Annotated in this window: 14 protein-coding genes and 8 pseudogenes; 10 read left to right on the top strand and 12 right to left on the bottom strand. The window is 61.1% G+C overall.

Features of this window, described 5'->3' with window-relative positions; translation table 11 throughout:
• Together BZ163_RS35640 and BZ163_RS14095 are read left to right on the top strand one after the other, a co-directional pair.
• Positions 1–123: pseudogene (locus BZ163_RS35640) on the top strand (cytochrome C552); the annotation flags it as partial.
• Positions 124–214: 91 nt separating this feature from the next.
• Positions 215–985, top strand: coding sequence for a TSUP family transporter (locus BZ163_RS14095; RefSeq protein WP_128871417.1), 771 nt, complete (start codon positions 215–217; stop codon positions 983–985).
• Positions 986–993: 8 nt separating this feature from the next.
• Here the strand turns inward: BZ163_RS14095 and dsdC are convergent, their stop codons facing one another.
• The 6 genes and pseudogenes from dsdC to BZ163_RS14070 all read right to left on the bottom strand — a co-directional run bounded on the left by dsdC (position 994) and on the right by BZ163_RS14070 (position 8,728).
• Positions 994–1,965: a DNA-binding transcriptional regulator DsdC gene (gene dsdC, locus BZ163_RS14090; protein WP_128871416.1), complete on the bottom strand. Its 972-nt coding sequence runs from the start codon at positions 1,963–1,965 to the stop codon at positions 994–996.
• Between the two features lie 162 nt (positions 1,966–2,127).
• Positions 2,128–3,479 (bottom strand): annotated as a pseudogene (gene dsdA, locus BZ163_RS14085) (D-serine ammonia-lyase).
• A 44-nt stretch (positions 3,480–3,523) separates the two neighbouring features.
• Entirely contained in the window at positions 3,524–4,864 is a 1,341-nt protein-coding gene (locus BZ163_RS14080) for a gluconate:H+ symporter (protein ID WP_128871415.1), read from the bottom strand.
• Positions 4,865–5,061: 197 nt separating this feature from the next.
• A complete protein-coding gene (locus tag BZ163_RS36415) occupies positions 5,062–5,853 on the bottom strand; it encodes a methyl-accepting chemotaxis protein (RefSeq protein ID WP_371916803.1) in 792 nt (263 codons plus the stop codon).
• Between the two features lie 69 nt (positions 5,854–5,922).
• Positions 5,923–6,993, bottom strand: a pseudogene (locus BZ163_RS36410) (methyl-accepting chemotaxis protein); the annotation flags it as partial.
• A 250-nt stretch (positions 6,994–7,243) separates the two neighbouring features.
• Positions 7,244–8,728 carry an NCS1 family nucleobase:cation symporter-1 gene (locus BZ163_RS14070; RefSeq protein ID WP_128871413.1) on the bottom strand — a complete coding sequence of 495 codons (1,485 nt, stop codon included), beginning with the start codon at positions 8,726–8,728 and terminating at the stop codon, positions 7,244–7,246.
• A gap of 44 nt (positions 8,729–8,772) precedes the next feature.
• Here BZ163_RS14070 and BZ163_RS14065 point away from each other — a divergent pair, with 44 nt between their 5' ends.
• From BZ163_RS14065 to hutG, 7 genes and pseudogenes are all read left to right on the top strand, one after another.
• Positions 8,773–9,579, top strand: coding sequence for an IclR family transcriptional regulator (locus tag BZ163_RS14065; protein ID WP_218190517.1), 807 nt, complete (start codon positions 8,773–8,775; stop codon positions 9,577–9,579).
• Positions 9,580–9,639: 60 nt separating this feature from the next.
• Positions 9,640–10,395 carry a transporter substrate-binding domain-containing protein gene (locus tag BZ163_RS14060; RefSeq protein WP_128871412.1) on the top strand — a complete coding sequence of 252 codons (756 nt, stop codon included), beginning with the start codon at positions 9,640–9,642 and terminating at the stop codon, positions 10,393–10,395.
• A gap of 68 nt (positions 10,396–10,463) precedes the next feature.
• A pseudogene (locus BZ163_RS36405) lies at positions 10,464–10,682 on the top strand (ABC transporter permease subunit); the annotation flags it as partial.
• A gap of 25 nt (positions 10,683–10,707) precedes the next feature.
• Positions 10,708–11,130 carry an amino acid ABC transporter permease gene (locus BZ163_RS35150; protein WP_218190516.1) on the top strand — a complete coding sequence of 141 codons (423 nt, stop codon included), beginning with the start codon at positions 10,708–10,710 and terminating at the stop codon, positions 11,128–11,130.
• Positions 11,130–11,903: an amino acid ABC transporter ATP-binding protein gene (locus tag BZ163_RS14050; protein ID WP_128871411.1), complete on the top strand. Its 774-nt coding sequence runs from the start codon at positions 11,130–11,132 to the stop codon at positions 11,901–11,903. The genes BZ163_RS35150 and BZ163_RS14050 overlap by 1 nt, the downstream gene beginning before the upstream one ends.
• A gap of 65 nt (positions 11,904–11,968) precedes the next feature.
• Positions 11,969–13,388: pseudogene (locus BZ163_RS14045) on the top strand (formimidoylglutamate deiminase).
• Entirely contained in the window at positions 13,385–14,188 is an 804-nt protein-coding gene (gene hutG / locus BZ163_RS14040) for an N-formylglutamate deformylase (protein ID WP_128871410.1), read from the top strand. Before BZ163_RS14045 ends, hutG begins: the two are co-directional and overlap by 4 nt.
• Positions 14,189–14,307: 119 nt before the next feature.
• On the opposite strand, the pseudogene BZ163_RS14035 reads toward hutG, so the two are convergent.
• From BZ163_RS14035 to BZ163_RS14010, 6 genes and pseudogenes are all read right to left on the bottom strand, one after another.
• Positions 14,308–15,292: pseudogene (locus tag BZ163_RS14035) on the bottom strand (MDR family oxidoreductase).
• A 47-nt stretch (positions 15,293–15,339) separates the two neighbouring features.
• Positions 15,340–15,966, bottom strand: a complete 627-nt coding sequence (locus BZ163_RS14030) for a TetR/AcrR family transcriptional regulator (RefSeq protein WP_128871409.1) — start codon at positions 15,964–15,966, stop codon at positions 15,340–15,342.
• Positions 15,967–16,473: 507 nt separating this feature from the next.
• Positions 16,474–17,710 (bottom strand): annotated as a pseudogene (locus tag BZ163_RS35635) (serine hydrolase domain-containing protein).
• 129 nt (positions 17,711–17,839) lie between these two features.
• Positions 17,840–19,528, bottom strand: a complete 1,689-nt coding sequence (locus BZ163_RS14020) for an amidohydrolase (protein ID WP_128871408.1) — start codon at positions 19,526–19,528, stop codon at positions 17,840–17,842.
• Between the two features lie 144 nt (positions 19,529–19,672).
• Positions 19,673–21,079, bottom strand: a complete 1,407-nt coding sequence (locus BZ163_RS14015; protein ID WP_128871407.1) for an MFS transporter — start codon at positions 21,077–21,079, stop codon at positions 19,673–19,675.
• Between the two features lie 164 nt (positions 21,080–21,243).
• Positions 21,244–22,161, bottom strand: coding sequence for a LysR substrate-binding domain-containing protein (locus BZ163_RS14010; RefSeq protein WP_128871406.1), 918 nt, complete (start codon positions 22,159–22,161; stop codon positions 21,244–21,246).
• Between the two features lie 113 nt (positions 22,162–22,274).
• Between BZ163_RS14010 and BZ163_RS14005 the strand changes: the two are divergent.
• A pseudogene (locus BZ163_RS14005) lies at positions 22,275–23,995 on the top strand (acyl-CoA dehydrogenase family protein).
• Positions 23,996–24,006: the final 11 nt, after the last annotated feature.

The following is a 24,006-nucleotide window of genomic DNA, read 5'->3' as shown; positions in this document are numbered from 1 at the left end:
ACGTTAACGTCCAGCATCCAGCACGGTAGTAGCGGTAAATGGGGGGAGATCCCCATGCCGCCGTTCGCGCAGTTAAGCCCGCAAGATCTGCAAACCCTGGCGACGTTCATTCTGCACCAGTAAGCCCGGTCCCGGCACGGCCGGGTACCTTCTGCGGCCAATCGTCCCCGGGCGTGCGGCAATAACAACAACCGTGATCCTCGCAGGATGATCCATGGAATTGCACTCGCTCGTTATCATTCTGGTCGCGGTGGCCGTTGGCAGCTACCTGCAAGCGTTCACCGGGTTCGCACTGGGCATTGTCGTCCTGGCGATTGCCGTACTCACCCACGCCGCCCCGATTGCTACCGTCGCCACCACCATCACCATCGTCGCGTTTCCCAGCATCGTCATCGCCCTGTCTCGCCATTGGCGGCACATCGATCGGGCATCGTTCTTCCAGACGTTCATCGGCCTGGTACCGGGCACCCTGCTGGGCCTGTGGTCACTGGGGGTCATGGGCGAAAAGCACACCGCGCTGCTGCAACTGTTGCTGGGCGGGTTGATTGTGGCCGGCGGTATCGCCTTGTTCATGAAACCAAAACCGCATCCGTCCCGTTCCAGCTCTGCGAGCTTCGTCCTGATGGGCGTGCTCGGCGGCCTGTTGGGTGGCCTGTTCAGCGTACCGGGGCCGCCGATGATCTATCACTACTACCGTCAACCGGTGTCCATCCAGGCCATCCGCACCAGTTTGCTGGCGCTGTCCGGCGCGATGTCCCTGGTGCGCTTGATCATGCAGGGCCTGCAGGGGCAGTTGAACGCCGAGGTCATGTCACTGGGCATGCTGTCGATCCCGGTCGCCATGCTGGCCAGCTGGCTGTATGTGCGTTTTCCGCCGCAACTGTCTGACCTGAGCATGCGTCGCGGCGCCTTCGCCCTGTTTGTCGTGATGGGCGGTTTCATTCTGCTCACCGCGGTGCTGCCGAGCAGCCTGGCCGCACAGTGAAACACCTGTCAGCCGAGCAGGTCTTCGTTGTTGCCCAGGGGGGATGATTGACTGGCGCACTCGCGTAACCAGTTCATGAACACCAGCAATCGTTTGGGGAGGGAGTCGAGCGGCGGGTGAACCAGATAATAATCATAGTGGCCCGAGCGGCTGAAGCCGGCGAGGGGCAGCACCAGTTCGCCGCGATCGACGCGCTTCTGCACCAGCTGTTGACGGCCAATCGCGATACCGGCGTGGTTCATGGCGGCCGTCACGCTCAAATCGGAGCGATCGAAGGTCAAGGCGCGTTTGGGCAATGCCGCGAGCAGGTTGTGCTGCTCTGCCCAGAGCGTCCACTCTGCGTCATAGGCCGCGTGATCCCAGGCCAGGGAGTCATGCAAGGTGGTGCAGTGCCTCAAGTTCTCCGGGTTTTCCTGCAGGCGGTGGCGTCGCGCATAGTCGGGACTGCACACGGGGGCGAGCTGTTCGCGCATCAATCGATGGCTCGTCAGCCCGGGGAATTCGCCGTTGGCGTAGTACAGGGCCAGGTCGATTTTGCGGGTGCGGAAATCGACATTGTCATTGCCTACCCGCAGGTCCAGTGACACCAGGGGGTAACGCTCGACAAAGTCCGCCAGCCGCGGAACCAGCCAGCATTGGGCGATGGAAGGCCTTACATAGAGCGCGATGGAGCCCGCCACTTCAGCTTGTGACGATTGCTCAAGGGCTTCGGACAATTCCCCCATCGCATTCTGCAGTATTTCAAAGATCCGTTCGCCTTCATCGGTCAGGCTGACCTGCCGGGTCAGGCGCTGGAACAGCTTCATCGCCAGCGCGGTTTCCAGCCGGCTTATGCGGTGGCTCACGGCGCTTGCGGTCAAGCACAGTTCCTCCGCCGCACGGGCGAAGCTCAGGTGACGCGCGGCGACCAGAAAGGTGTGAAGGTTCGCAAACTGGCTGCTGTTGAGCCTGGAACTGATACGAGGAGGAAGGTTGAGCACGACAGTTTTCCCTCGAGCACAAAAGCCGCCGGGTGCAGGACGCAGTTCCAGCGGTCAAACGGACCCGGATGTGGCAAGTCGTTCATCTTGCCACATCCGGTTTTGCGCTTGAATCAGCGAGCACCCGGGCGCATTCCTGCCGCGCGGGTCCCTAGCGCCCGATCAACCCTTGCCGAGCAATTCACGGCCCTTGGCCAGATACGCGTCCATCTCGTCGCCAGGCACCATGTTGCCGCCCGTTGCCCACACCAGATGGGTGGCTTGCACCATGGCCAGCTCGTCCAGGCGCGCGGGCCAGGTAGCCTTGCCGGTCGGCATGGACTCGGGCAATGCCGGGCACGCCGGCGAGCGCGGAGGGCTCAAGACGCACACCTTCGCTGCGTTCCAGCAGTGCCAGCAAGCTGTACATTTCCTCGTCGCTGACGGTGTAGAAACCATCCAGCAAACGCTGCATGGCCTTGCCGACAAAACCTGAAGCGCGGCCGACGGCCAGGCCGTCGGCAGCCGTCACGTTGTCAATGCCGAAGTCTTGCACGATCACTTCGTCGTGCAGCCCGGTATAGACGCCCAGCATCATGCACGGCGAGTGAGTGGGCTCGGCGAAGATGCAGTGGACGGCATCCCCGAAGGCCAGCTTCAGGCCGAAGGCCACGCCGCCAGCGCGCCACCCACGCCACAGGGCAGATAGACAAACAATGGGTGTTGCGCATCCACGGTGATATTGGCCTGCGCCAATTGCCGTTTCAGGCGCTCGGCGGCCACCGAGTAACCCAGGAACAGGTTGACCGAGTTTTCATCGTCCACAAAATGGCAGGCGGGATCGGACTCCGCTTGTTGGCGGCCTTGCGCGACGGCCACGCTGTAATCGGAGGCGTACTCGACAACCGTGACGCCGTGCGAGCGCAACTTGTCTTTCTTCCATTGGCGCGCATCCGCCGACATGTGCACGGTCACCTGGAAGCCCAGCGCAGCGCCCATGATGCCGATGGACATGCCGAGGTTACCGGTCGAGCCGACGGCAATTTTATACTGGCCGAAAAAACGCCCGCGCCTTCTCGCTGTCCAGCACGGCGTAGTCGTCGTCAAGCGTCAGCAGCTTGCCGGCCAGCGCCAGGTTCTCGGCATGCTTGAGCACTTCATTATATACCGCCGCGCGCCTTGATGGAACCGGAAATGGGCAGATGGCTGTCCCGCTTCAGCCACAGCGCCCCGGCCAAGGCCAGGCCGTAGCGCTCGCTCAGCGCTTGCTGCAAGTGTGGCACCGGCACCACGTCCGACTCGATAATGCCGCCACTGGCTTGGGTTTCCGGGAACGCACGGCTGAGGTAAGCAGCAAAACGCGCGAGGCGAGCGCTGGCATCGGCGACATCGGCGGCGGTCAACCCTACATCGCTGATCGCTTCCGCGACCGGCGCCACGCCAGGATTGAACCAAGTGGTTTCTTGCAGCGCGACCAGATCGCGAATCAAAGGATGACTGGCTTGCCAGCTTTCAAGGGTTTTTCCCAAAATCATGACGTGGTCCTTTTAAACAGATAAGGCTGAAAATACGGGTTGATTCAAACGAAGTTCGACAGCAGCAGGGTCAGGCCCAGCGCGACCAGGGACGCCAGCACGGTGGCCAGGGTGAATTTCTTCAAGGCTTCGGCCAGCGAGACCCCCAGGTATTCCTTGACCACCCAGAAGGCGGAGTCCGTCACATGGGTCCAGCCAATGGCGCCGGCGCCGATGGCGATGCAGATGATTTCCTTGCTCACGCCGGGGTGCGCGCCCAGCATCGGCAGGACCATGCCCGCCGCGCTGATCATGGCCACTGTTGCCGAACCGACGGCGAAGTGCATCAACCCGGCCACCAACCACGCCAGGACGATGGGATTCATGTTCAATTGCGTCAACGAACCGGCCAGCGCGTTACCCACGCCGCTGTCGACCAGGATGCCGTTGAATGCCCCACCGGCACCGATGATCAACAGAATGCTGGCCAGTGGAGGAAAACTCTTCTGAGTGTGCGCGAGCAAGTCAGGCATCGATAAGCCGCGACGCAGGCCCAGCGCCCAGTAGGCGAACACCACGGCAATGGACAGGGCAATCAGCGGCGTGCCGAGGAACGAAATGACACTGAATGCGCCCGAGTCATGGGGCAGGGCGGTCGCGAGGCTTTTCCCGACCATCAGCAGCAGTGGCAACAGGATGGTCAGCAGCGTCAAGCCGAGGCCTGGCAAGTCCCGGGTGGTGCTGTCATCGCAATGTTCGTCGAGGAACGCGGCTTGAGTGTCAGGCGCTTCACTCTTGCAGACCAGCTTGATCCACAGCGGCCCGGCAATGATGGCGGTCGGCAGCGCGACAATCAGGCCGTACACGATAACCTTGCCGACATCGGCGCCCAGCATCCCGGTAATCGCCATGGCGGCGGGGTGCGGGGGCAACATGCAATGAACGGCCATCAGCGATACGGCCAAGGGCACGCCCAGGTACAGCAGGTTGATCCTGGTCTCTTTCGCGACCACATAGATCAGCGGAATGAGCAGGACGAATCCCACCTCGAAGAACACGGGGATGCCCGCAATGAACCCGACGAGCATCATGGCCCATGACGCACGCTCTTTACCCATGGCGCTCAGTAGCGTGCGGGCGATGCGTTCCGCGCCACCGGATTCTTCGAGCATCTTGCCGAGTATGGCGCCAAGGCCAATGACCGTTGCGAGGAACCCGAGTGTTCCACCGACACCTTTTTCATAGGAAGAGGCCATTTGCGCCAGTGGCATGCCTGAACCGATCCCCACCACGAAACTCGCGGCGGTCAAGGCCAGGAAGGCGTGGAGGCGGACTTTGACGATTAGAAAAACGATCAGAAAGATGGCGCAAAACAACACCAGCAAAAGAGTGGGACCGCTGTGCATGGTATCTCCTGGAAGAGCTTTTATTGTTGAAATCAGTGATAGAGATCACTGGCTTCGCGGCATTAGAGGCCACTCTTCAGGGACTGACAAAGGATGGATCATCAAGGTATGGATGACCTGGGATCATCTATAAGGGGGAGGGCAAGCCTGGCCCGGCCGTCCAGAATCGGTGCGACAGGGCCTGGCTTGTTGCTGCTTCAGACCAATTTGAAGCGGCTGACCATGGTTTGCAATTCGCCGCCCAGGCGCGCCAGATCACTGCTGGCGGCAGCAGAGTCTGTTGCGGCGGCAGCCGACTGTTCCGCGACATCGCGAATACTTGCAACGCTGCGATTGATCCCTTCGGCCACCGAACTCTGTTGCTCGGCAGCGGTAGCGATCTGCTGATTCATCTGCTGAATATTCGACACCGCAGCGTTGATCGTTGCCAGGACCGCGCCGGCTTCCTTGGCCGACCCCACGGTATGGCCGGCTTCGACGCGGCTCATGCCCATCATCTCTACCGCTCCTTGCGCTCCGGTTTGCAAGGTGCCGATCAGGCCTTCAATCTGCGCCGTCGACTCCTGGGTGCGGCGGGCCAACGCGCGAACTTCGTCAGCCACGACGGCAAATCCTCGACCGGCATCGCCCGCGCGCGCGGCTTCGATAGCCGCGTTGAGGGCGAGCAGGTTGGTCTGCTCGGCGATACTCTTGATCACATCCAATACCGTGCCGATGTTGGCGCTGTCATGGTTCAGGCGCTCGATGGACTGCGCGGAATGCTCCACGGTCAGGGCCAGTTTCTCGATGCGCACTATGGTCTGCTGAACCACCAGCGTGCCCTGATTCGCTTGCCGGTCGGCCTGATCGGCGGAGCTGGCTGCGGCTTCGGCGTTGCGTGCCACATCCTGCACGGTGGCGACCATTTCGTGCATGGCGGTGGCGACCTGTTCGGTTTCCAGCTTCTGCCGGGTAATGCCGGTGCTGCTCTGCTCCGTGACCGCGGACATTTCCTCGGCAGCGGTCGCCAGTTGTTCAATGCTGCCGCTCAGGCGAGTGAGCAGGTTGCGCAAGCTCAGGGTCATGGACTGCATGGCTTGCATCAGCATGCCCAGCTCGTCTTTACGGTCGCTGAGGATGTCTTGCGAAAGGTCGCCGTCAGCGACTTGGCGGGCCAGGCCCACCACGCGCTGCAGCGGCACGACGATCATCCGGGCAATCAGCAGGGCGGCCAGCAGGCCCACGATGAAACCCACCAGGGTCGCCACGCCTAACAGGGTCTTGGCTTGGCTGGCTTGGGATTCGAGGATTTTCAGCTGCAGGTTCACCGCGTCATTGGACGCGGTCGCGGCCTGTGTCGCGCGCTCATTCATTTGCGCCTGGGTCGTTTTCAGCTTGCGCAGGCTTTGCTGCAGTTCGCCAAAATCCGCCTGGTAGCGTGAGAGCTGGAGCAGTGCGGCGTCGATGTTGCCTTGGGTGGCAGGGTCGATCAGGCTATTGCGCAGTTGCTTGCCGGACTTGTTCACTTTTTCGAAGTGGGTCAGCAACCGATCGGCATACTGCTGCTCGCCGCGCAGGATGAAGTCTTTTTCACTCCGGCGTGCATTCAGCACGTCCTTGGTCAGGTCGCTGGCCTGGCGAGCAAACGCCAGGGAGCGAAGGCTGTTCTCATCGGGGTTTTCGCGAATTTCGCTGACCGCTGTCGCCGCGAGGCTGGCCTCCAGAGCGTCGAACTGTTTCACCGCCTCCCGCGCCGATACTTCCATGGCGGCCTGGGTTGCACGATTCTGGATCGACGCCTGGCTGAGCTCGAGCAATTTATCCTGGTAGTGGTCGACGTCCTGGCTGACCTGTTTCATCAGGGTGATGGTCTGCGGGACGAACATGACTTTGAGGCTGTCGGCAGCGATCCGCCGGATCTCGTCGAGGGTGACCACGGCGCTTTGGATGTCCCTGTCATCCCCGCTGATAATGAAGTTCTTCTCGTGTTGCCGCACCTGGTAGAGCCGGGTGTCGAGCTCCTTGACCTTGAGCACGGTGTCAAAGCGCTTGAGCGTGCGATCAAGGGCATCGAAACTGACCAGGGCCACCAACAGGTTGACCGACAACACCAGGCCGAAGCCGGTGAGCAGTTTTTTACGAACGCTCATGTCAAGGAAAAAGCTGGCGGAAGCAGAGGCCATGGTCAAATCCTGTATGGACACATTTATTATTCTGATGAAGGGGCCGATCGTGGCGGCCCCTTGTAGGAGTTGGCTCGCCAGCGAAGGCGTCGTCACTGCCAGCAAATATGCTGACTGACACGCCGCTTTCGCTGGCAAGCCAGCTCCTGCATCAGCATATTCAATGGCACAACGATGGCATCGTCCAAACAGCCCAGGACAGAAACGAAAACAGCGTTCAGGCGCGCGGCGACCCAGCCGCCCCCATGCGACTGGCCACCACATGGATCAACGCACCGCTGACCGCCCCTATCAGCCAGCCCCAGTCGCCGATGTTGAACATCAGCCCGAATGCGCCCATCAAAGCCAGGCTGATCGACAGGCTTCCCGAAACGATCAGCGCGAACAAGGCCTTGGTGTTCCAGCCGCCCTTGAAGTACAGCGAGCCTTCGGGAGACAGGGTGTACAGATCCTCCAGCTTGATGATCTGCCGCTTCACCAGGTAGTAGTCCGAGACCATGATGCCGAACATCGGCCCCAACACTGCGCCGAAGACGCTGACGAAAATCGTGATCGCCTGCGGACTCGACACGAACAGCCACGGGCAGACCAGCACCGACAGGATCGAGGCGATCAAGCCCCCCAGCCTGAAGTTGATTTTCTGCGGCGCCAGGTTGGCGATGTCATAGGCGGGGGAGACGAAGTTGGCCACGATGTTGATGCCCATCGTCGCGACGATGAACGTAATGGCGCCGATGATCGAGACGATCGGGTTATTGATTCTTTCAACGATCAACACGGGGTCCATGATGGCCTCGCCGAACACTTGTATCGAACCGCCAGTGACAATGACCGTGATTAACGCAAACAGGATGAAGTTGACCGGAAGGCCCCAGAAGTTGCCCTTCTTCATCACGGACTCGCTCTTGGCAAAGCGTGCAAAGTCACCAAAATTGAGGAGCAGGGCCGCAAAGTAGGCCACGATCAGCATCGCCGCGTTAGCCATCAGGCCAATGGACTCCCATCCGGTGAACTGTCGGTGGGCCAGCTGCATCGAGAAACTGTCCAGGCCGGTCTTCGAGATAATCCAGCCGGCCAGCACGAACATCACCAGATAAATGACCGGACCGCAAAAATCGATGAATTTGCGAATCGTCTCCATACCCGCCAGGAAGATCACCAGCTGAAAGAACCACATGAACGCAAAGCTCATCCAGCCCAGCGTGGACAGGCCCAGCAGACTGGTGTGGGTCAACTCCGCAGCCGAGGGCATCAAGGTGATGACCAGCACCTGCACCGCCTTGGAAGCGAAATACGTCTGCACCCCGTACCAGACGATGCCGACGATCCCGCGCACGGTCGCCGCCAGATTGGCGCCCATCACGCCGAAGGACAGGCGCGCGACCACTGGAAACGGAATGCCGTACTTTTGCGACGGCCTGCCGATCAGGTTCATCAGAAAGTAGACCAGCGTGATCCCGGCAGTCATTGACAGCAACACCTGCCAGCCCGCCAGCCCCAGAAAGAACAGACTGGCGGCAAAGGTATAACCCCCGACCGAGTGCACGTCGGACATCCACATCGCGAACAGGCTGAACGTGCCCCAGGTTCGCCCCTCCGGCTGAGTGGGGGCGAGGTCCAGGTTGTAGAGCTGGGTGAGCGTGCTCGGGATATCCACGGCCGGCGCGTAAGGGGGTTCGACGGGTACTGGCGTGATTGCCATGTTTTTCGCCCTCTGATGAGCGCCATTCGCGGGCAACGAAATTAGTGTGGCCGTATTTCCCGCAGGATGAGAACACGACTCCAAAACTGATAATAGCTACCTATACTGAAGCCATGAACGATTCTGGAACCAAAAGCATCGTCGATCGTGTCCTGCAGGTATTGGCCTGCGTGGCCAAGGCCGGACGGCCGATGGGTGCCAAGCGCATAGCCTCGCAAGTGGGGATGCCGTTAAGTACGGTTTACCGTCACCTTGCGGTCCTGAAGAAGTGGGGGCTGTTGCAGGAGCACATGACATCGGGCCTCTTTGCACCGGGGGCCACGGGTGTGCAACTGGCCTGGGGTTTTGATCAGAACTCGAACCTGATCAACCAGAGCCGCGACGAAATCAGCGCACTGGTGGAACGGACCGGCGAAAGTGTCGGCCTGCTGGTGTACAGCAACGAACAGATGGTCTGCATTGCGATGGAAGAGTGCAACCGGTCGCTGCGCTGCTCCTTTACCAAGGGCCGCGCGCATTCGTTGATGCATGGCGCATCGGCAAAGAGCCTGCTGGCATTTCTGCCCGAAGAGCTTCGCCAGCGCCTGATGCAGGAGCAGTTGGGCGACTCGCCGCAATGCCTGCAGGCATTGGAAAAGGAAATCATTGAAATCCGCAGGAACCGTTTCGCCACCAGCGACAGTGAAGTCGACCTGGGCGTCTGGGGGGTCAGTGTGCCACTGATTTCCCATGATGAAAGTCTCCAGGGCACCATCACGTTGATGGCGCCGTCGCTACGAGTTGGATCACGCGAAGCTGAGCTGATCAGCCTCACAAGAAAAGCAGGCAGCCGTATCAGCAATCGGTTCTAGCCTGTCGCTTGCCCACTGTTCTGACCCTTTTCAGAACTCACCCTCGCCGAGGACCCCTTGATGAATGCTTCCAAGTTGCTAAGCCCGATCGCTGCGGTATTTGCCCTGCTCACCATGATCTGCATGCCTGTCCAGGCGGCGGATGAGGTGATGCGAGTCGGCACCGATGCCACATTCCCGCCAATGGAATTTATCAAGGACGGTCAGCGCACAGGCTTCGACGTCGAATTGATCGAAGCCTTGGGCAAACAGATGGGCAAGAAAGTTGAATGGGTCGACATCGGTTTCAAAGGGCTGATTCCCGGCCTGATCTCCAACCGGTTCGATGTGGCGGCCTCGGCCATCTACATGACCGACGAACGCCGCCAGGTCGTCAACTTCACCGACTCCTACTACCGTGGCGGTCTGGCGGTGCTGGTCCTCAAGGACGACACCACGATCAATAAACCCGCCGACCTGGTGGCCGGCAAGAAAGTCACCGCGCAGGTAGGCACCAAATCGATCGAGTTCCTGAAAAACCATTACCCGGCGGTCCAGGTTGTCGAAGTCGAGAAGAACCAGGCCATGTTCGACCTGCTGACCATCGGCCGGGTCAACGCCGCCGTCACCGGGCGGCCAGCCGCGGTGGAATATGCCAAGTCCGAGCCGCGGGTTCGGGTACTGGATGAAGGCCTGACCACCGAGTTGTATGGTTTTGCCATCCGCAAGAAAGACACCGAACTGGCTCAGCAAATGAACCAGGCGTTGCAAACCCTGCGCAACAACGGTGAATACGCAGCACTGACACTCAAGTGGTTTGGCACAACAAAAGAATAATGACCTGATCGCCGTCCTGCGTATTCGCGCCGGATGTCTTCCAGTGGCTTAACTTGCGGAGTACATATATGGACCTCGATTTTTCCCCGGTCTGGGCGGGCTGGCGCGCGCTTTTGGCGGGCACCGGCGTCACCCTCGAAATCACGGCTGCAGCGCTGGTGCTCAGTTGTATTCTGGGTTTGTTGATCGGACTTGGTCGGCTGAACAAAGACCGCGCGATCATCTACGGTTTCTGCACCACCTACCTGACACTGGTACGCGGCACGCCGCTGCTGGTGCAACTGTTCATCCTGTTTTTCGGCTTGCCGCATTTTGGCATTCAGTTGCCTGCCTACGTGTGCGGCATTTTTCGGCCTGGGTATCTACAGCGCGGCCTACGTGTCGGAAATCGTCCGCGGTTCGATTCAGTCGGTCGAAAAAGGCCAGATGGAAGCCGCGCGCTCGCTGGGCTTGCCGTACCGAATGGCGATGCGCAAGGTCATCCTGCCCCAGGCATTCGTCCGCATGATCCCGGCACTGGGCAACGAGTTCATCGCCTTGATCAAGAACTCTGCACTGGTGTCGTTGTTGACCATTGCCGACGTGATGCACGAAGGCGAGAAAATCATCAGCGTGTCCTACCGCTCGCTGGAAGTGTACCTGGCCATTGCAGTCATCTACTTGATACTCACCGGTACCACGACATTGATTCTGCGTAGAACCGAACAAATGCTGCGTGCGGACGGGAGAGTGTGATGAGTGCAACCATTATCGACATCAAGAACCTGAGCAAATCCTTCGGGACGCACCAGGTGCTGCATAACATCGATTTTTCCGTGCAGACCAGCCAGGTGGTCGTGGTGATCGGGCCCAGCGGCTCGGGCAAGAGCACCTTCCTGCGCTGCATGAACGGCCTGGAAACCGCGGAAGGCGGCACGCTGCACGTCTGCGGCCACACCGTGGTCGAGCAGGGCCAGATGATGTCCGAAGCGAAGCTGGATGAAATGCGCAGCGAAGTGGGCATGGTCTTTCAGTCGTTCAATCTGTTCCCGCATCTGACGGTGCTGGAAAACGTCACGCTGGCGCCCCTGTCCCTGCACCGGAAGTCGCGCAAGGAAGCCCATGAGCAGGGCTTGCAGCTGCTCGACAAGGTTGGCCTGAAACACAAGGCCGATGTGTATCCCGGCACCCTGTCCGGGGGCCAGAAGCAGCGAGTGGCCATTGCCCGCGCCTTGGCCATGGACCCTAAAGTGATGTTGTTCGATGAGCCGACCTCGGCGCTCGACCCGGAACTGGTGGGTGAAGTGTTGCAGGTGATGCAGACCTTGGCCGCCGAAGGCATGACCATGATCATCGTCACCCACGAGATGGGATTTGCCCGTGAAGTGGCCGACGTGGTGGTGGTCATGGACCAGGGCGCGATCGTCGAGGCAGCGCCGCCAGCCGAGTTGTTCACCGCACCCAAGGAAGCGCGCACCCGCAGCTTCCTGCAAAGTGTCCTGGCCCGCGACGCTTCGCACGCCGGCTGATCGGCCCGTTCCTGTCTGTTTTTTGCGAGGTTACCGTGAAGCCCGATGTCGATGTAAATGCTCCCATGGATCGCGATTCAAATCCTGATTTGACCCATCGCAGCCTGTTTGCCGAACGTGCACTGCTGCCTGGTGGATGGCACGACAATGTGCTGTTGCGCTGGGACGAGGCCGGCGACCTGAGCGAAATCCGTGTCGATGCCACCCGCAGCCCGGACATGCCACTGGCGTCCGGGCCAGTGGTCAGCGGCATGCCGAATGTGCATTCCCATACGTTCCAGCGCGCCATGGCCGGCCTGACCGAAACCATGGGCGACCCGGCCGATTCGTTCTGGAGCTGGCGCACCTTGATGTACCGGTTCGCCCAGCGTCTGCAGCCAGAACATTTGCACGCCATCGGGCGCCAGCTCTACATCGAGATGCTCAAGGCCGGTTACACGTCGGTGTGCGAGTTTCACTATGTGCACCACGGCGCCGACGGGCAGCCTTATGCCAATCCGGCAGAGCTTGCGCAGCGCATCGTCAGCGCGGCGCAGGAGGTCGGGATCGGCATGACGTTGTTGCCGGTTCTCTATCAGTACAGCGGCTTCGGGCAGACCGAGCCCCTGGCGCACCAACGACGCTTCATCTCCTCGCCGGAGTGGATTCTGCAGCTGCGCCAGCGGTTGAAGGCCTCCATGCCCGAGAACGCCAATCTGCGTTATGGCGTGGCCCCGCATTCGTTGCGCGCGGTGTCCGAGGCTGTCGCTGTCGACGCTGCTCGAGGGCCTGGATGCCGATGACGACCAGGCGCCGATCCACGTTCATATCGCCGAGCAGACCAAGGAAGTCGACGAACTGCATCGCGCCCTCGGCCAGCGTCCAGTGGCATGGCTGCTGGCGCGCCAGCCCGTGGACAGCCGCTGGTGCCTGGTGCATGCCACGCACATGAACGACAGCGAATACGCCGACCTCGCGCGCAGTGGCGCCACGGCGGGCCTGTGCCTGACGACCGAGGCCAACCTGGGCGACGGTGTGTTCGATGCGCAGCGGTACCTGGCGGCCAACGGTCGCTGGGGGATTGGCTCCGACAGCAATATCACCGTCAACCCCTGGTCCGAACTGCGCTTGCTCGAGTACGGCCAGCGCCTGCTGCACCGCCGCCACAACGTACTGGCCGACGTCAACGCGCCGGTGATCGCCGACCGGTTGTTCGGCCAGGCGGTGATCGGCGGCGCCGCCGCAACCGGTCGGCGAGTCGCGGGGTTGTCCGTGGGGCAGCGCGCCGACTTCGTCGTGATCGACCGGGATGCGCCCAATGTCGATCCCGACAATCCGCGCCAACTGCTCTCTGCGCTGGTGTTCTGCGAGCACGGCGGTAATCCGGTGCGCGACGTGTTCGTCGGCGGGAACAAAGTCATCGATAACGGCGAACATGCGCTGCAGGTCAACGCTCTGCGCGACTACCGCGCCACCCTTGCCCAATTGTTGAAGGAAGCCGTATGAATCACGACGCCGTATTTACCCTGCAGCAGGGCCAGGGGCCGCTGCTGATCTCCATGCCGCATGTGGGGACCCATCTGCCCGACGACCTTCGTCCCCGGTTCAGCCCGACCGGGCTTGCCGTGGACGACACGGACTGGCATATCGAATCGCTGTACGACTTTGCCGGCGCTCTGGGCGCATCCGTCCTGCGGCCGCTGTGCTCGCGGTATGTGATCGACCTGAATCGCCCGGCCGACGGCGAAAACCTGTACCCCGGCCAGAACACCACCGGCCTGTGTCCGCTCACCACCTTCGACGGCGTGCCCCTGTACCTCGATGGGCGGGCGCCAGACGAAGCGGAAACGGCGCGGCGCCTCGAGCTTTATTGGCAGCCGTACCACCGCGCCCTGCAGGCGGAACTCGAGCGAATCAAAGCCGTTCATGGCTATGCCTTGCTCTGGGATGCCCATTCGATTCGATCGGTCATTCCCCATCTGTTCGATGGCGAACTGCCGGTGTTCAACTTCGGGACGGCCAACGCAACGTCCTGCGCCGCCGGCATCGCCGAGACCCTGCTGGCCTCGGCCAAAGACGCAGTGCCAGACTTGCCGGCGGTGTTGAACGGCCGCTTCAAGGGCGGTCACATCACCCGCACCTATGGCAACCCTGCACAACGGGTGCATGCGATCCAGCTCGAGTTGGCACAGCGCAGCTACATGCAGGAAGTCGCCCCCTATGCGCTGGACGAGGCGTTGGTGGCCCGGTTGAAGCCGGTGCTGGCGACGCTGGTGCAGCAGTTCATGGGGTTCAAGCCCAGCTGAGCCTCACCACAAAAGCGCCTCAGCTGTAGGAGCGAGCTTGCTCGCGATGGACTCCGGAACACCGCGGTTATCCAGCAAACACGCGTTATCGTTGGCGACCATCGCGAGCAAGCTCGCTCCTACACATCCAGTGCGACCACCAGGCGCCCTCGTACCTGGCCAGCCAACAGTTTCTGCGCCATCGGAATAATGTCTTTGAGCGCGACCGTCTGGGTGATCTGCTCGAGCAGAGTGCGATCCAGATCGCGATCCAGCCGATTCCAGGCGTCGATCCGGTCCTGTCGAGGGCGCATCACCGCTCTCGATCCCGGCCAGGGTGATCCCGCGCAGAATGAACGGTGCCACGCTGGCAGGGAAGTCCATCCCCTGGGCCAGTCCGCACGCGGCCACCACACCACCGTAACGGGTCGCGGCACAGGCATTGGCCAGGGTGTGGCTGCCCACGGAGTCGATCACGCCCGCCCAACGTTCCTTGACCATGGGCTTGCCCGGCTCGCTCAAGCTGGCGCGCCCGATGATGTCGCTGGCGCCCAGCGCCTTGAGGTAGTCCGATTCCTCCGGTCGGCCGGTGGACGCGACGACCTGATAACCCAGGCCGCTCAACAGTGCGATGGCGAAACTGCCGACCCCGCCATTGGCGCCGGTCACCAGGATCTCGCCGCTTTCGGGCGTGACGCCGTGGCGTTCCAGGGCCATCACGCAGAGCATGGCGGTGTAGCCGGCGGTACCGATGGCCATGGCCTGTGCCGCAGTGAATCCGGCGGGGAGAGGGATCAGCCAGTCGCCGTTGAGTCGTGCCTTTTGCGCCAGGCCACCCCAATGGTTTTCACCCACGCCCCAGCCATTGAGCAGGACCTGGTCGCCGGCTTTGTAGGCCGGGTTGTCGCTGTGCTCGACGGTGCCCGCCAGGTCGATGCCCGGGACCATCGGAAACTTGCGCACTACCGGGCCTTTGCCGGTGATGGCCAAGGCATCCTTGTAGTTCAGCGTGCTGTAGTGCACGCGCACCGTGACATCACCCTCGGGCAACTGAGTCTCTTGCAGGCTCTGCAGGGTGGCGCGATAGCCCGTGTCGTCTTTCTCAATCAGAACTGCGTCAAACATCGCTCTTCTCCTTTTAGACTGATCGTCTATAAACAGTGCAAAAAAAGTCAGGCTTTGAGTCCTGACAAGAAACCGCGCAGGAAAATATCCAACGGATGCGTGTTGCCAGTCAGCCGCGCACGCAGTACCGCACCCTCCCAACCGATCCAGAAAAACGCCGCCTGGTCCTCGCAATCCACCGCCGGGTTCAGTTCACCGCAGGCCTTGGCCGTTTGCAGGCAACTGCTCAAGCGCGCTTGCCAGGAATTGATCACGGCGTCCAGGCGTTGTTTGAAGCTGGCCGGCAGCAAGGTCACTTCCTGGCCCAGATTGCCCACCAGGCAGCCACGCTTGAATTCATACTTGGTCATGCCGCGTTTGGCGTCTTCGACGAAGGCGGTTATGCGTTGCAGCGGCGGCAGGTCTTCGTTGAGGAAATGCCGATCGAGGCGCCGTGCGAAATAGTCGGCGTAGTTGTCCAGCACGGCATGCCCGAAGGCCTCCTTGCTTTCGAAATAATAGTAGAACGAGCCTTTGGGCACCCCGACCTGGGTCAACAGCAAATCGATGCCGGTACTCATGAAGCCCTGTTCGGTCAGCAGCGCGGTACCGCTGCGAATCAACGCATTGCGGGTGTCGGGATTGGTGCGGGGGCTTTTCGGCGGACGCCCGCGGCGTTTAGGCAAGTCGGTCATGGCATGAATATAGACCGATCGTTTATTAATGCAAGTTGAAAAAAATGACCTGCGCCTGATGGCGTTCAAGAGTGTCCGGCTAGAGGTCCGGACGCAATGAGCGTGGTGACCACCCGGCGAATCACTTGGCGACTTCGGCACTGGCCCGGCGCGATCATGGACCTGGTTTGTCAGCGAAGGCTACCTCAAGCCTTGCAGTGACCATGCAGACGCCTTCGCCAGCAAGCCGGCTCCTACAGGGTTTGGCATTGACCACCATTCATATATACGCCGGTGATCCCTTGTAGGAGCTGGCTTGCCAGCGAAGGCTACCTCAAGCCTTGCACCGCCCATGCAGACGCCTTCGCCAGCAAGCCGGCTCCTACAGGGCTCAGTGTTTTCCATAGTCCACCCCGCCGGGACCGGCCGCAGTGGTGTGACACACTGCGGCCGTTGAAGCATTGTCAGGCGATTACGGGTCGGGCAATTGCATTGCCCGGGCCTGTCAGAAGGGCAGGGCCAGCGCTCTCATTGCTTGAGCGCCTTGATCGTTGCGGCAAAGAAGTCGTTGTCCTGGACGGTGGCCATGCGTTGCGGCTTGGGCAGGGCGCTCCAGACCACTATCACCACGTTCTCCTTCGGGTTCACGTAGATGTGCTGGCCGAAGATACCGCGTGCTTCGAACGCGCCTTCGTTGGGTGTACCTTCGGCATCGGGGATCGGCCACAGCATGTAGCCATAGTTCACCTTCTTGCCATCGACGATCTTCGGCGACCCGGCTTCTTTCACCCAGTCCTTGGGCAGAATCTGCTGGCCATCGGCGACGCCGCCATTCATCAGGAACAGGCCGAAACGCCCGTAGTCGCGCAGCCGGGCGGACAGGCCGCTGCCGCCGACTTCCAGGCCATTGGGCGATTCCAGCCACCAGGTTGCGTCAGACTCCATGCCGACCTTGCTCCAGATGCGCTGGGACAGGTAGTCGCTGACGGGCATGCCGACCGCTGCGCGGCACCAGTGCACCGGCGACGTGGGTCTCACCCGTGCTGTAGTTCCAGAGGGTGCCCGGTTCGGCGACCCGAGGCAGCGAGGCCATCAATTTCAGGACGCCACCGGGAGTATGCGCATTCTGCACCTCCAGCATGCGCCGACGATCGGACTTGGGATCGGTGTAAGCCTCGTTCCAGCCCACCCCGGAAGTCATCTGCACCAGGTTGCGTACCGTCACGCCATCGTAGGCACTGCCCTTGAGTTCAGGCAGGTAGCTGACGATCTGGTCATCGATGCTCTTGATGTGCCCGTCCTGGATAGCGGCGCCGATCAGCGTGGCCGTGATGGACTTGACCACCGACATCGACATCCATCGTGTCTTCTCGGTGTTGCCCAACTGGTAGGTTTCATAAGCGATCCGGCCGTCCTTGATCACCAGCAAACCACTGACCCGATTCAGCGACACGTAGTCGTACAGGTCATAGTCCTTGCCATTGGATTGGAACTTGAAATTCGCCAGCGGTTTTCCGGCCGGCAGCGCCAGGACCTTGCCGTCATGCTTGATGGTCCGGGTCGGGAACAGGCGATCGATGTTGCGGAACGTATTGGCCTGGACGTCGGGCATCAAGGCGCCGTCATAGACTTGCTGCACCGTGCCGATGGTCTCGGCGGCATGCGGGTTGACCACATTGCCGGCCAGAGCCAGGGAGGTGGACATGGCAATGGCAGAGGCCAGTACGATTTTTTTCAGAGGTAACGAAGCTGGAAGTACGCGCATTTTGTATTCACCAGGATTGGGCGGATTCAACCGGTCGCCGCAACACCTCAATCAAAGGTGTTGCGACGACCGGATGCCGCCTTGTTATCGTCAGTCAGGTATAGCAGGCCGCAGCCTGCCAATTCCGGGTCAGTTGGGCGCCTGGTAGACGGATTGCCCTTCTACGATCGTTTCGAGCACCTTGATGTACTTGATGGCCATCGGATCGACTGTCGCGATGTTGTCCGACAGCACCACCAGGTCCGCAGACTTGCCGACCTCGATCGACCCGCGGTCCTTTTCTTCAAAGTTCTGGTAGGCCGCGTTGATCGTCGTCGCGCGAAGGGCATCGGCCACCGGAATACGCTGGGCGGCGCCGAGGACCTGGCCGCTGGTGGTCACCCGGTTCACTGCGGCCCAGATCAGGCGCATCGGTTCCATCGGAACGATGGGGGTATCGGTGTGGATGGTATAGATCAGGCCCCGATCCTTGGCCGATCGGGTCGGGCTGATACGTTCCGCGCGGTTTTTGCCAAGGAACAGGTCGCGGTGCCGGTCACCCCAGTAATAGGTGTGCAGCACAAAGAAAGAGGGGATGGCGTTCAGTCGCTTGACCTCGTCCAGTTGGTCCTCGCGCATCATCTGCGAGTGGATCACCACTTGCCGGGCATCTTTGCGCGGGAACACTTCTTGCGCTTTGCGGTAGGCATACAGCACATCGTCGATCGCCGCATCGCCATTGGCGTGAATCATGATCTGGCGGCCGGACTTGTGGACCTGCAATACCCGACTGGCCAGATCCTCACGGGTGAAGCGTGGGAATCCGCGGTAAGCCTCGTCGCCATGGAACGGCGTGTGGTAGTGCTCGCCGAGAAATCCGGTATAGCCTTGAATCGACCCGTCCGAGAATTCCTTGACCCCGCCGACCTTGATCTTGCCGCTGGATAGCGCCACCTTGTCGACCGCGTCCATGGTGTCGAAACTGCTCCAGGTCACCACACGGATCGGCAGTTTTCCAGCCTGCGCCGAGTCGTCGAGCATTTTCAACAGCACTGGCGTGGTCCCGGCCCCGTGATTGGCCGTGGTGACACCGTGCGCCGCATACCACTGCCCGGCCAGGCGGATGCCTTCCAGCTGTTGCGCTTCGGTCAGGGCAGGCCTGAGCTTGCCCACCAGGGGCAATGCAGTCTCCTCCAGCACGCCATTGGGTTCACCGTTGGCATCCCTGCGGATGACCCCGCCAGGCGGGTTGGGAGTGTCGGCCGTGATGCCGGCCAGTTTCAGTGCCGCGCTGTTGGCGACCGTGAGATGACCGGATACATGGGTGATGTAAATCGGCTGGGTGCTGGACACCTTGTCGAGGTCGGCGCGGGTGGGATGGCGCTTCTCGGCAAGCAGCGTGTCGTCGTACCCCGAACCGCTGATCCACTCCTGCGGGCCGACCTTGGCCTGTTGCGCCTTGAGTAACCCGACGAGGTCGTCGATGTTGCGAACGGTACCTATGGGGGGGCTGTTCAGGTCGGCGACGAAGGTCCCGGTGATTCTGGAAATCGCGAAATGGCTGTGGGCATCGTAGATCCCGGGGATCATGGTTTTCCCCTTCAGGTCCACCACCCGGGTGTTCGCCCCGATGTATCCGGCAAGGGCCTTGGATGCTCCCACCGCGAGGATTTTGCCGTCTCGGACCGCCACCGCTTCAGCGGCACTGTTGTCCTTGTCGACCGTCAGCACGTTGCCGTTGGTATAAACCACCTGGGCTTCCAGCTTGGACGGGTCTTGAGCGGCGTAGGCGTTGGCCGTCAGTGTGGCAAGCAGCGCAAAGGCAAATGTGTGGTGCATTGAAAATCTCCTTGGGTATCTGTTGCAGGGGGGCTGCAACAGAACGGAAAGTCATTCAGCTCATGGAAAGAGGATGGCGTTGTCGACCACGGCCTCAGTCAATCCGGACGTTGGCCATGGTCAAGCGCAGTGCGAAGCGTCGGATCAGGGCGTCACGAAGGCGGCTGAACCCTGCTTGCGGTCGGTCCCGTTCTTGGGGGATGGGCCGCTGTCTTCAAGCGCGCGCTCATCGGCGTCCGCCTGTTCCGCGGTAGAGAGATCCGAGGCCGTATGGCCGATACGCTTGAGCAGCAGGAGCATGCACACCAGGGAAACCAGGGCATAGGACGCGGAAGCGATCGCCACGCCGATGATGCTGCCGGTGGAGTTGAGAATGCCTTGGGCCAATACCGGTGTCGCGCCGCCGACCAGCAACGAACAGAGCTGGTAGGAAATCGACAGGCCGCTGTAGCGCACCTTGGTCGGGAAAGCGCGCGCCAGGATGCCGCCCACGGCACCGTAGAACATTGAGTGTGGAATGGTGGCCAGGCACATGCCGAGCGCCGCGATCCAGTAGATCTTGGTTTCCACGGCGAAGAACATCGCCGGCATGAGGATCAGTTCCGGAATGATCATCAGGGCGACGGCCTTGCGCATGTCGATCTTCGACACCAGCAGCGCACCGAACGGCTGGACAATGAACTGCACGACCAGGGACATGATGATGACGCTGAGGAACGTGCTTTGGGCGTACCCCAATTCCTTGGTGGCCCAGGACAGGGCGAAGGTACTCTTGAAGTAAGTGACATGGATGATCGGCAATACGCCGGCACCCAGCAGCACGATCTGCCAATGGTTGCGCAGCACTTCAAGGATCGGCAGTTTGACGGTTTTCTTCTGCTTCATGAGACGCTTCATGTCATCCGACTCTTCCAGCTTGAGGCGAATGACCATGCCGACGATCACCAGGGCAGCGGACAGCAGGAACGGAATGCGCCAGCCCCAGAGCATGAAGTCCGATACCGGCAGGGCACTGAGCCCGAAGAACACCAGGGTCGCCAGCAGGTTGCCCGCGGGGGAGCCTTGCTGGGCGAAGGCGGCATACATGATGCCCTTGCCCTTGGGCGCGTTTTCGCTGGCGATGAGAATGGCGCCACCCCATTCACCACCCACCGCGATACCCTGGATGATGCGCAGGACCACCAGGGCAATCGGGGCCCAGATGCCTATCTGCAGATAAGTGGGCAGCAGGCCGATGCAGGTGGTGGCCACCCCCATCATGACCAGCGTGATCACCAGGGTAGTCTTGCGGCCGATTTTATCGCCCAGGTGCCCAAAGATGATCCCGCCTATCGGCCGCGCGACAAACCCGGCCCACAGTGTGAGGAAGGACAACAAGGTGGCGGTGCCCGGCGCAAGGTCGGCAGGAAAGAACACCTTGCCGAAGACCAGGGCTGCGGCAATGCCATAGGCATAGAAGTCATACCACTCGATGGTTGTTCCGATGAACGAAGCCACTCCCGCCTTGCGGGCTCTCTTATGCTGCGCGGCAACTTCCTGGACGGCATTCATATTAAGTTCCTGCTTGTTATTATTTTCATATGACCCCTCGAAAACGGTTAAGAGGTTTGTTGATGTATCGGCGCCCCCGGCGCTGGCAAGGTCCGATAGGTTGGAGCCTATACAGACGCAACGATAAAAAATAATGATTAAATTTTATTGTGTGATACGGGATTTCATATGGTCGAGCCGACTTGCACGCCAGGCGTACCCGGCAGTTGCAGGGCCTTGAATACTTCCAGGAAGCTCTGCGCAGCGGCGGACGGCAACACGGCCAGACGAATGGCGTGGATCTCGGAAAGTGCGCCGGTGCCGTTGATTTCGCAGTAACGGACTCCGTCCTTCCAGGTCGTGGCTAATGTCTGGGGCACCAGGGCTACGCCCATGTCGTAAGCGACCATGGTCACCACGGTTTGCCAAAGGCGGGTCTCATGGCGGATGCGCGGGCTGAAACCGGCCGCCACGCAGCGGGCGATGATCAGGTCGTGATAGTGCGGGGAGACCGTGCGGGGAAACAGGATGAAGTCGTCGTCCGCGAGGGACGCCAGGTCGATTCGCGATTGATCCGCCAGCCGATGAGAGGAGGGCAGGCAGCAGAGAAATGGCTCGCGCAGAATCAGCTCGCAGCTAATGCTTTCGGGAAATTTGCTCCAGTGCACAAAACCGATATCGATCTGGCCGCGCTGCAACGCCTGCGCCTGTTCGGCACTGTTCATCTCCGTCAGGACGATCTCGGTATCCGGGTGGTCCCGCTCGAACGCTTTGACCGCCTGAGGCAGGCCGCGGTACAGGATCGAGTTGACGAAGCCGACACTCAGGCGCCCGGCGAAACCCTGGGCTGAACGCAAGGTCAGGCGCTTGGCCTGCTCGGCGCGCAGCAGCAGGTAACGCGCCTCGTCGAGCAGCACCTGGCCGGCGTTGGTCAAGCTCACCGACTTGTTGTTGCGATTGAGCAACTGGATGTCCAGTTGGCTTTCGAGCTTCTTGATGTCGAAGCTCAAGGCCGGTTGGGAGATGAACAATCGCGCGGCCGCTCGTCCAAAGTGCAGCTCTTCGGCAACGGCGACAAAGTAACGAAGTTGCTTGAGATCCATGCTGATCTGCCTCGTTCTACGATAAGTTTTGATTATCGTAGTTGATTTACTTTGTATTAGATAGTTATCGGCGGCGCCCCTACTCTTGGCTCACAAGAATCAGGAGAGCCACTATGAATGCCCCGTCAGTACGCGACCACGACCCACTGAATATCCCCGATAGCCGGGGGCTGAACCTGTTTGAATGCGATACCGGTCTGGCCGCCTTGCTCAAGGTTTATCTGCCGTCCGAACGCTATGCCCAATGGCTGCCGACCTGGCAGCAACTCGGCGCCCGCGCCGGTGGCGAGCTCGATGTGCTGGCGCTGTCGGCCGACAAGAACCCGCCGAAACTGTTGCCGCGCACCCGTCGGGGTGAAGACATCCAGAGCATTCAGAAGCACCCGGATTTCGTCGAACTGGAGCGGGTGGCTTATGCCGAGCTCGGCCTGGCTGCGATGAGCCACCGCGACGACGGCACGTTGCCGCTGACCAAGTATGCCTTGACCTATCTGTTCGCACAGGCCGAGTTCGGCCTGTGCTGTCCGGTGAGCATGACCGACTCCCTGACCCGCACCCTGCGCAAGTTCGGTTCCCCCGAGTTGGTGGCGCGGTACTTGCCGTCGCTGGTCTCGCAGGATTTCGACACTCTGTTCCAGGGCGCCATGTTCATGACCGAGCAAGCGGCGGGCTCCGATGTCTCGCGCACTCAAACCCGGGCCAGGCTGACGGACGGCGAGTGGCAGCTGTTTGGCGAAAAGTGGTTCTGCTCCAATCCCGATGCCGACCTGGCCATGGTCCTGGCGCGCCCGGAAGATGCGCCGGAGGGTATGTCGGGCGTGAGCCTGTTCCTGTTGCCCAAGCTGCGCCCGGACGGTTCGCGCAACGCCTACCGGATTCAGCGTTTGAAAGACAAACTCGGCACGCGCTCGATGGCCAGCGGCTAGATCACCCTGGAAGGCGCCACCGCCTACCTGATTGGCGAAGTCGGTCGCGGCTTCCAGCAAATGGCCGACATGGTCAATATGTCGCGCTTGTCCAACGGCGTGCGTGCGGCCGGCTTGATGCGCCGGGGCGTCAACGAAGCGATGTACATCGCGCGTCATCGTCGGGCCTTCGGCAAGCACTTGATCGACATGCCGCTGATGCAGCGCCAACTGCTGAAAATGATGTTGCCCACCGAGCAGGCACGCTCGATGTTCATGCAAATCGCTACGCTGCTGCCCAAGGCCGATGCCGGCGATGAGGCCGCGCGCAAATGCGTGCGCATCCTCACCCCGCTGATCAAGTTCCGCGCCTGCCGCGATGCGCGCCGGGTCACCGGCGACGCCATGGAAGTGCGTGGCGGGATCGGCTACATCGAAGAATGGAGCGACGCGCGACTGGTGCGCGATGCCCACCTGGGTTCGATCTGGGAAGGCACCAGCAATATCGTGGCGCTGGATATCGCCGCGCCGTGACCCGGGAGAATGCTCTCGAACCTTTGCATCAGCATCTGGCCAACGTGCTGGCCGAGGCCGCCTTGCCGGCTGCCAGCCATCGCTTGTTCGAGTCCGTGCTGCAACGGACCGTGGCGCGACTGGCCGAGGTCGCCCATGAGCGCCGCGACGAGCAGATACGCCAGGCCGGCAGTTCGCTCTATCACATCGCCACCGCGATTTTCATGGCCTGGGAAGCCAGCCGTCAGCCCGATGATGCCCGGCGCCTGGCCTTGGCCCACCTGCTGCTGCAACACAAACTCTTGCCCCGCGATCCGCTGAATCCAGAGCCTGCGATCGACGCCGGACTGCTGTCGCGCCTGGCCAACGAAAGCCCGCTTCTGCAAGCCGAAGCCATGCAGTTGTTGCCGGCCTGAACGGCCCTCAC

It is taken from the genome of Pseudomonas sp. VI4.1, from assembly GCF_002029345.1.
Lineage (GTDB): Bacteria > Pseudomonadota > Gammaproteobacteria > Pseudomonadales > Pseudomonadaceae > Aquipseudomonas.
This window is presented reverse-complemented; position numbering and strand designations above follow the sequence as displayed.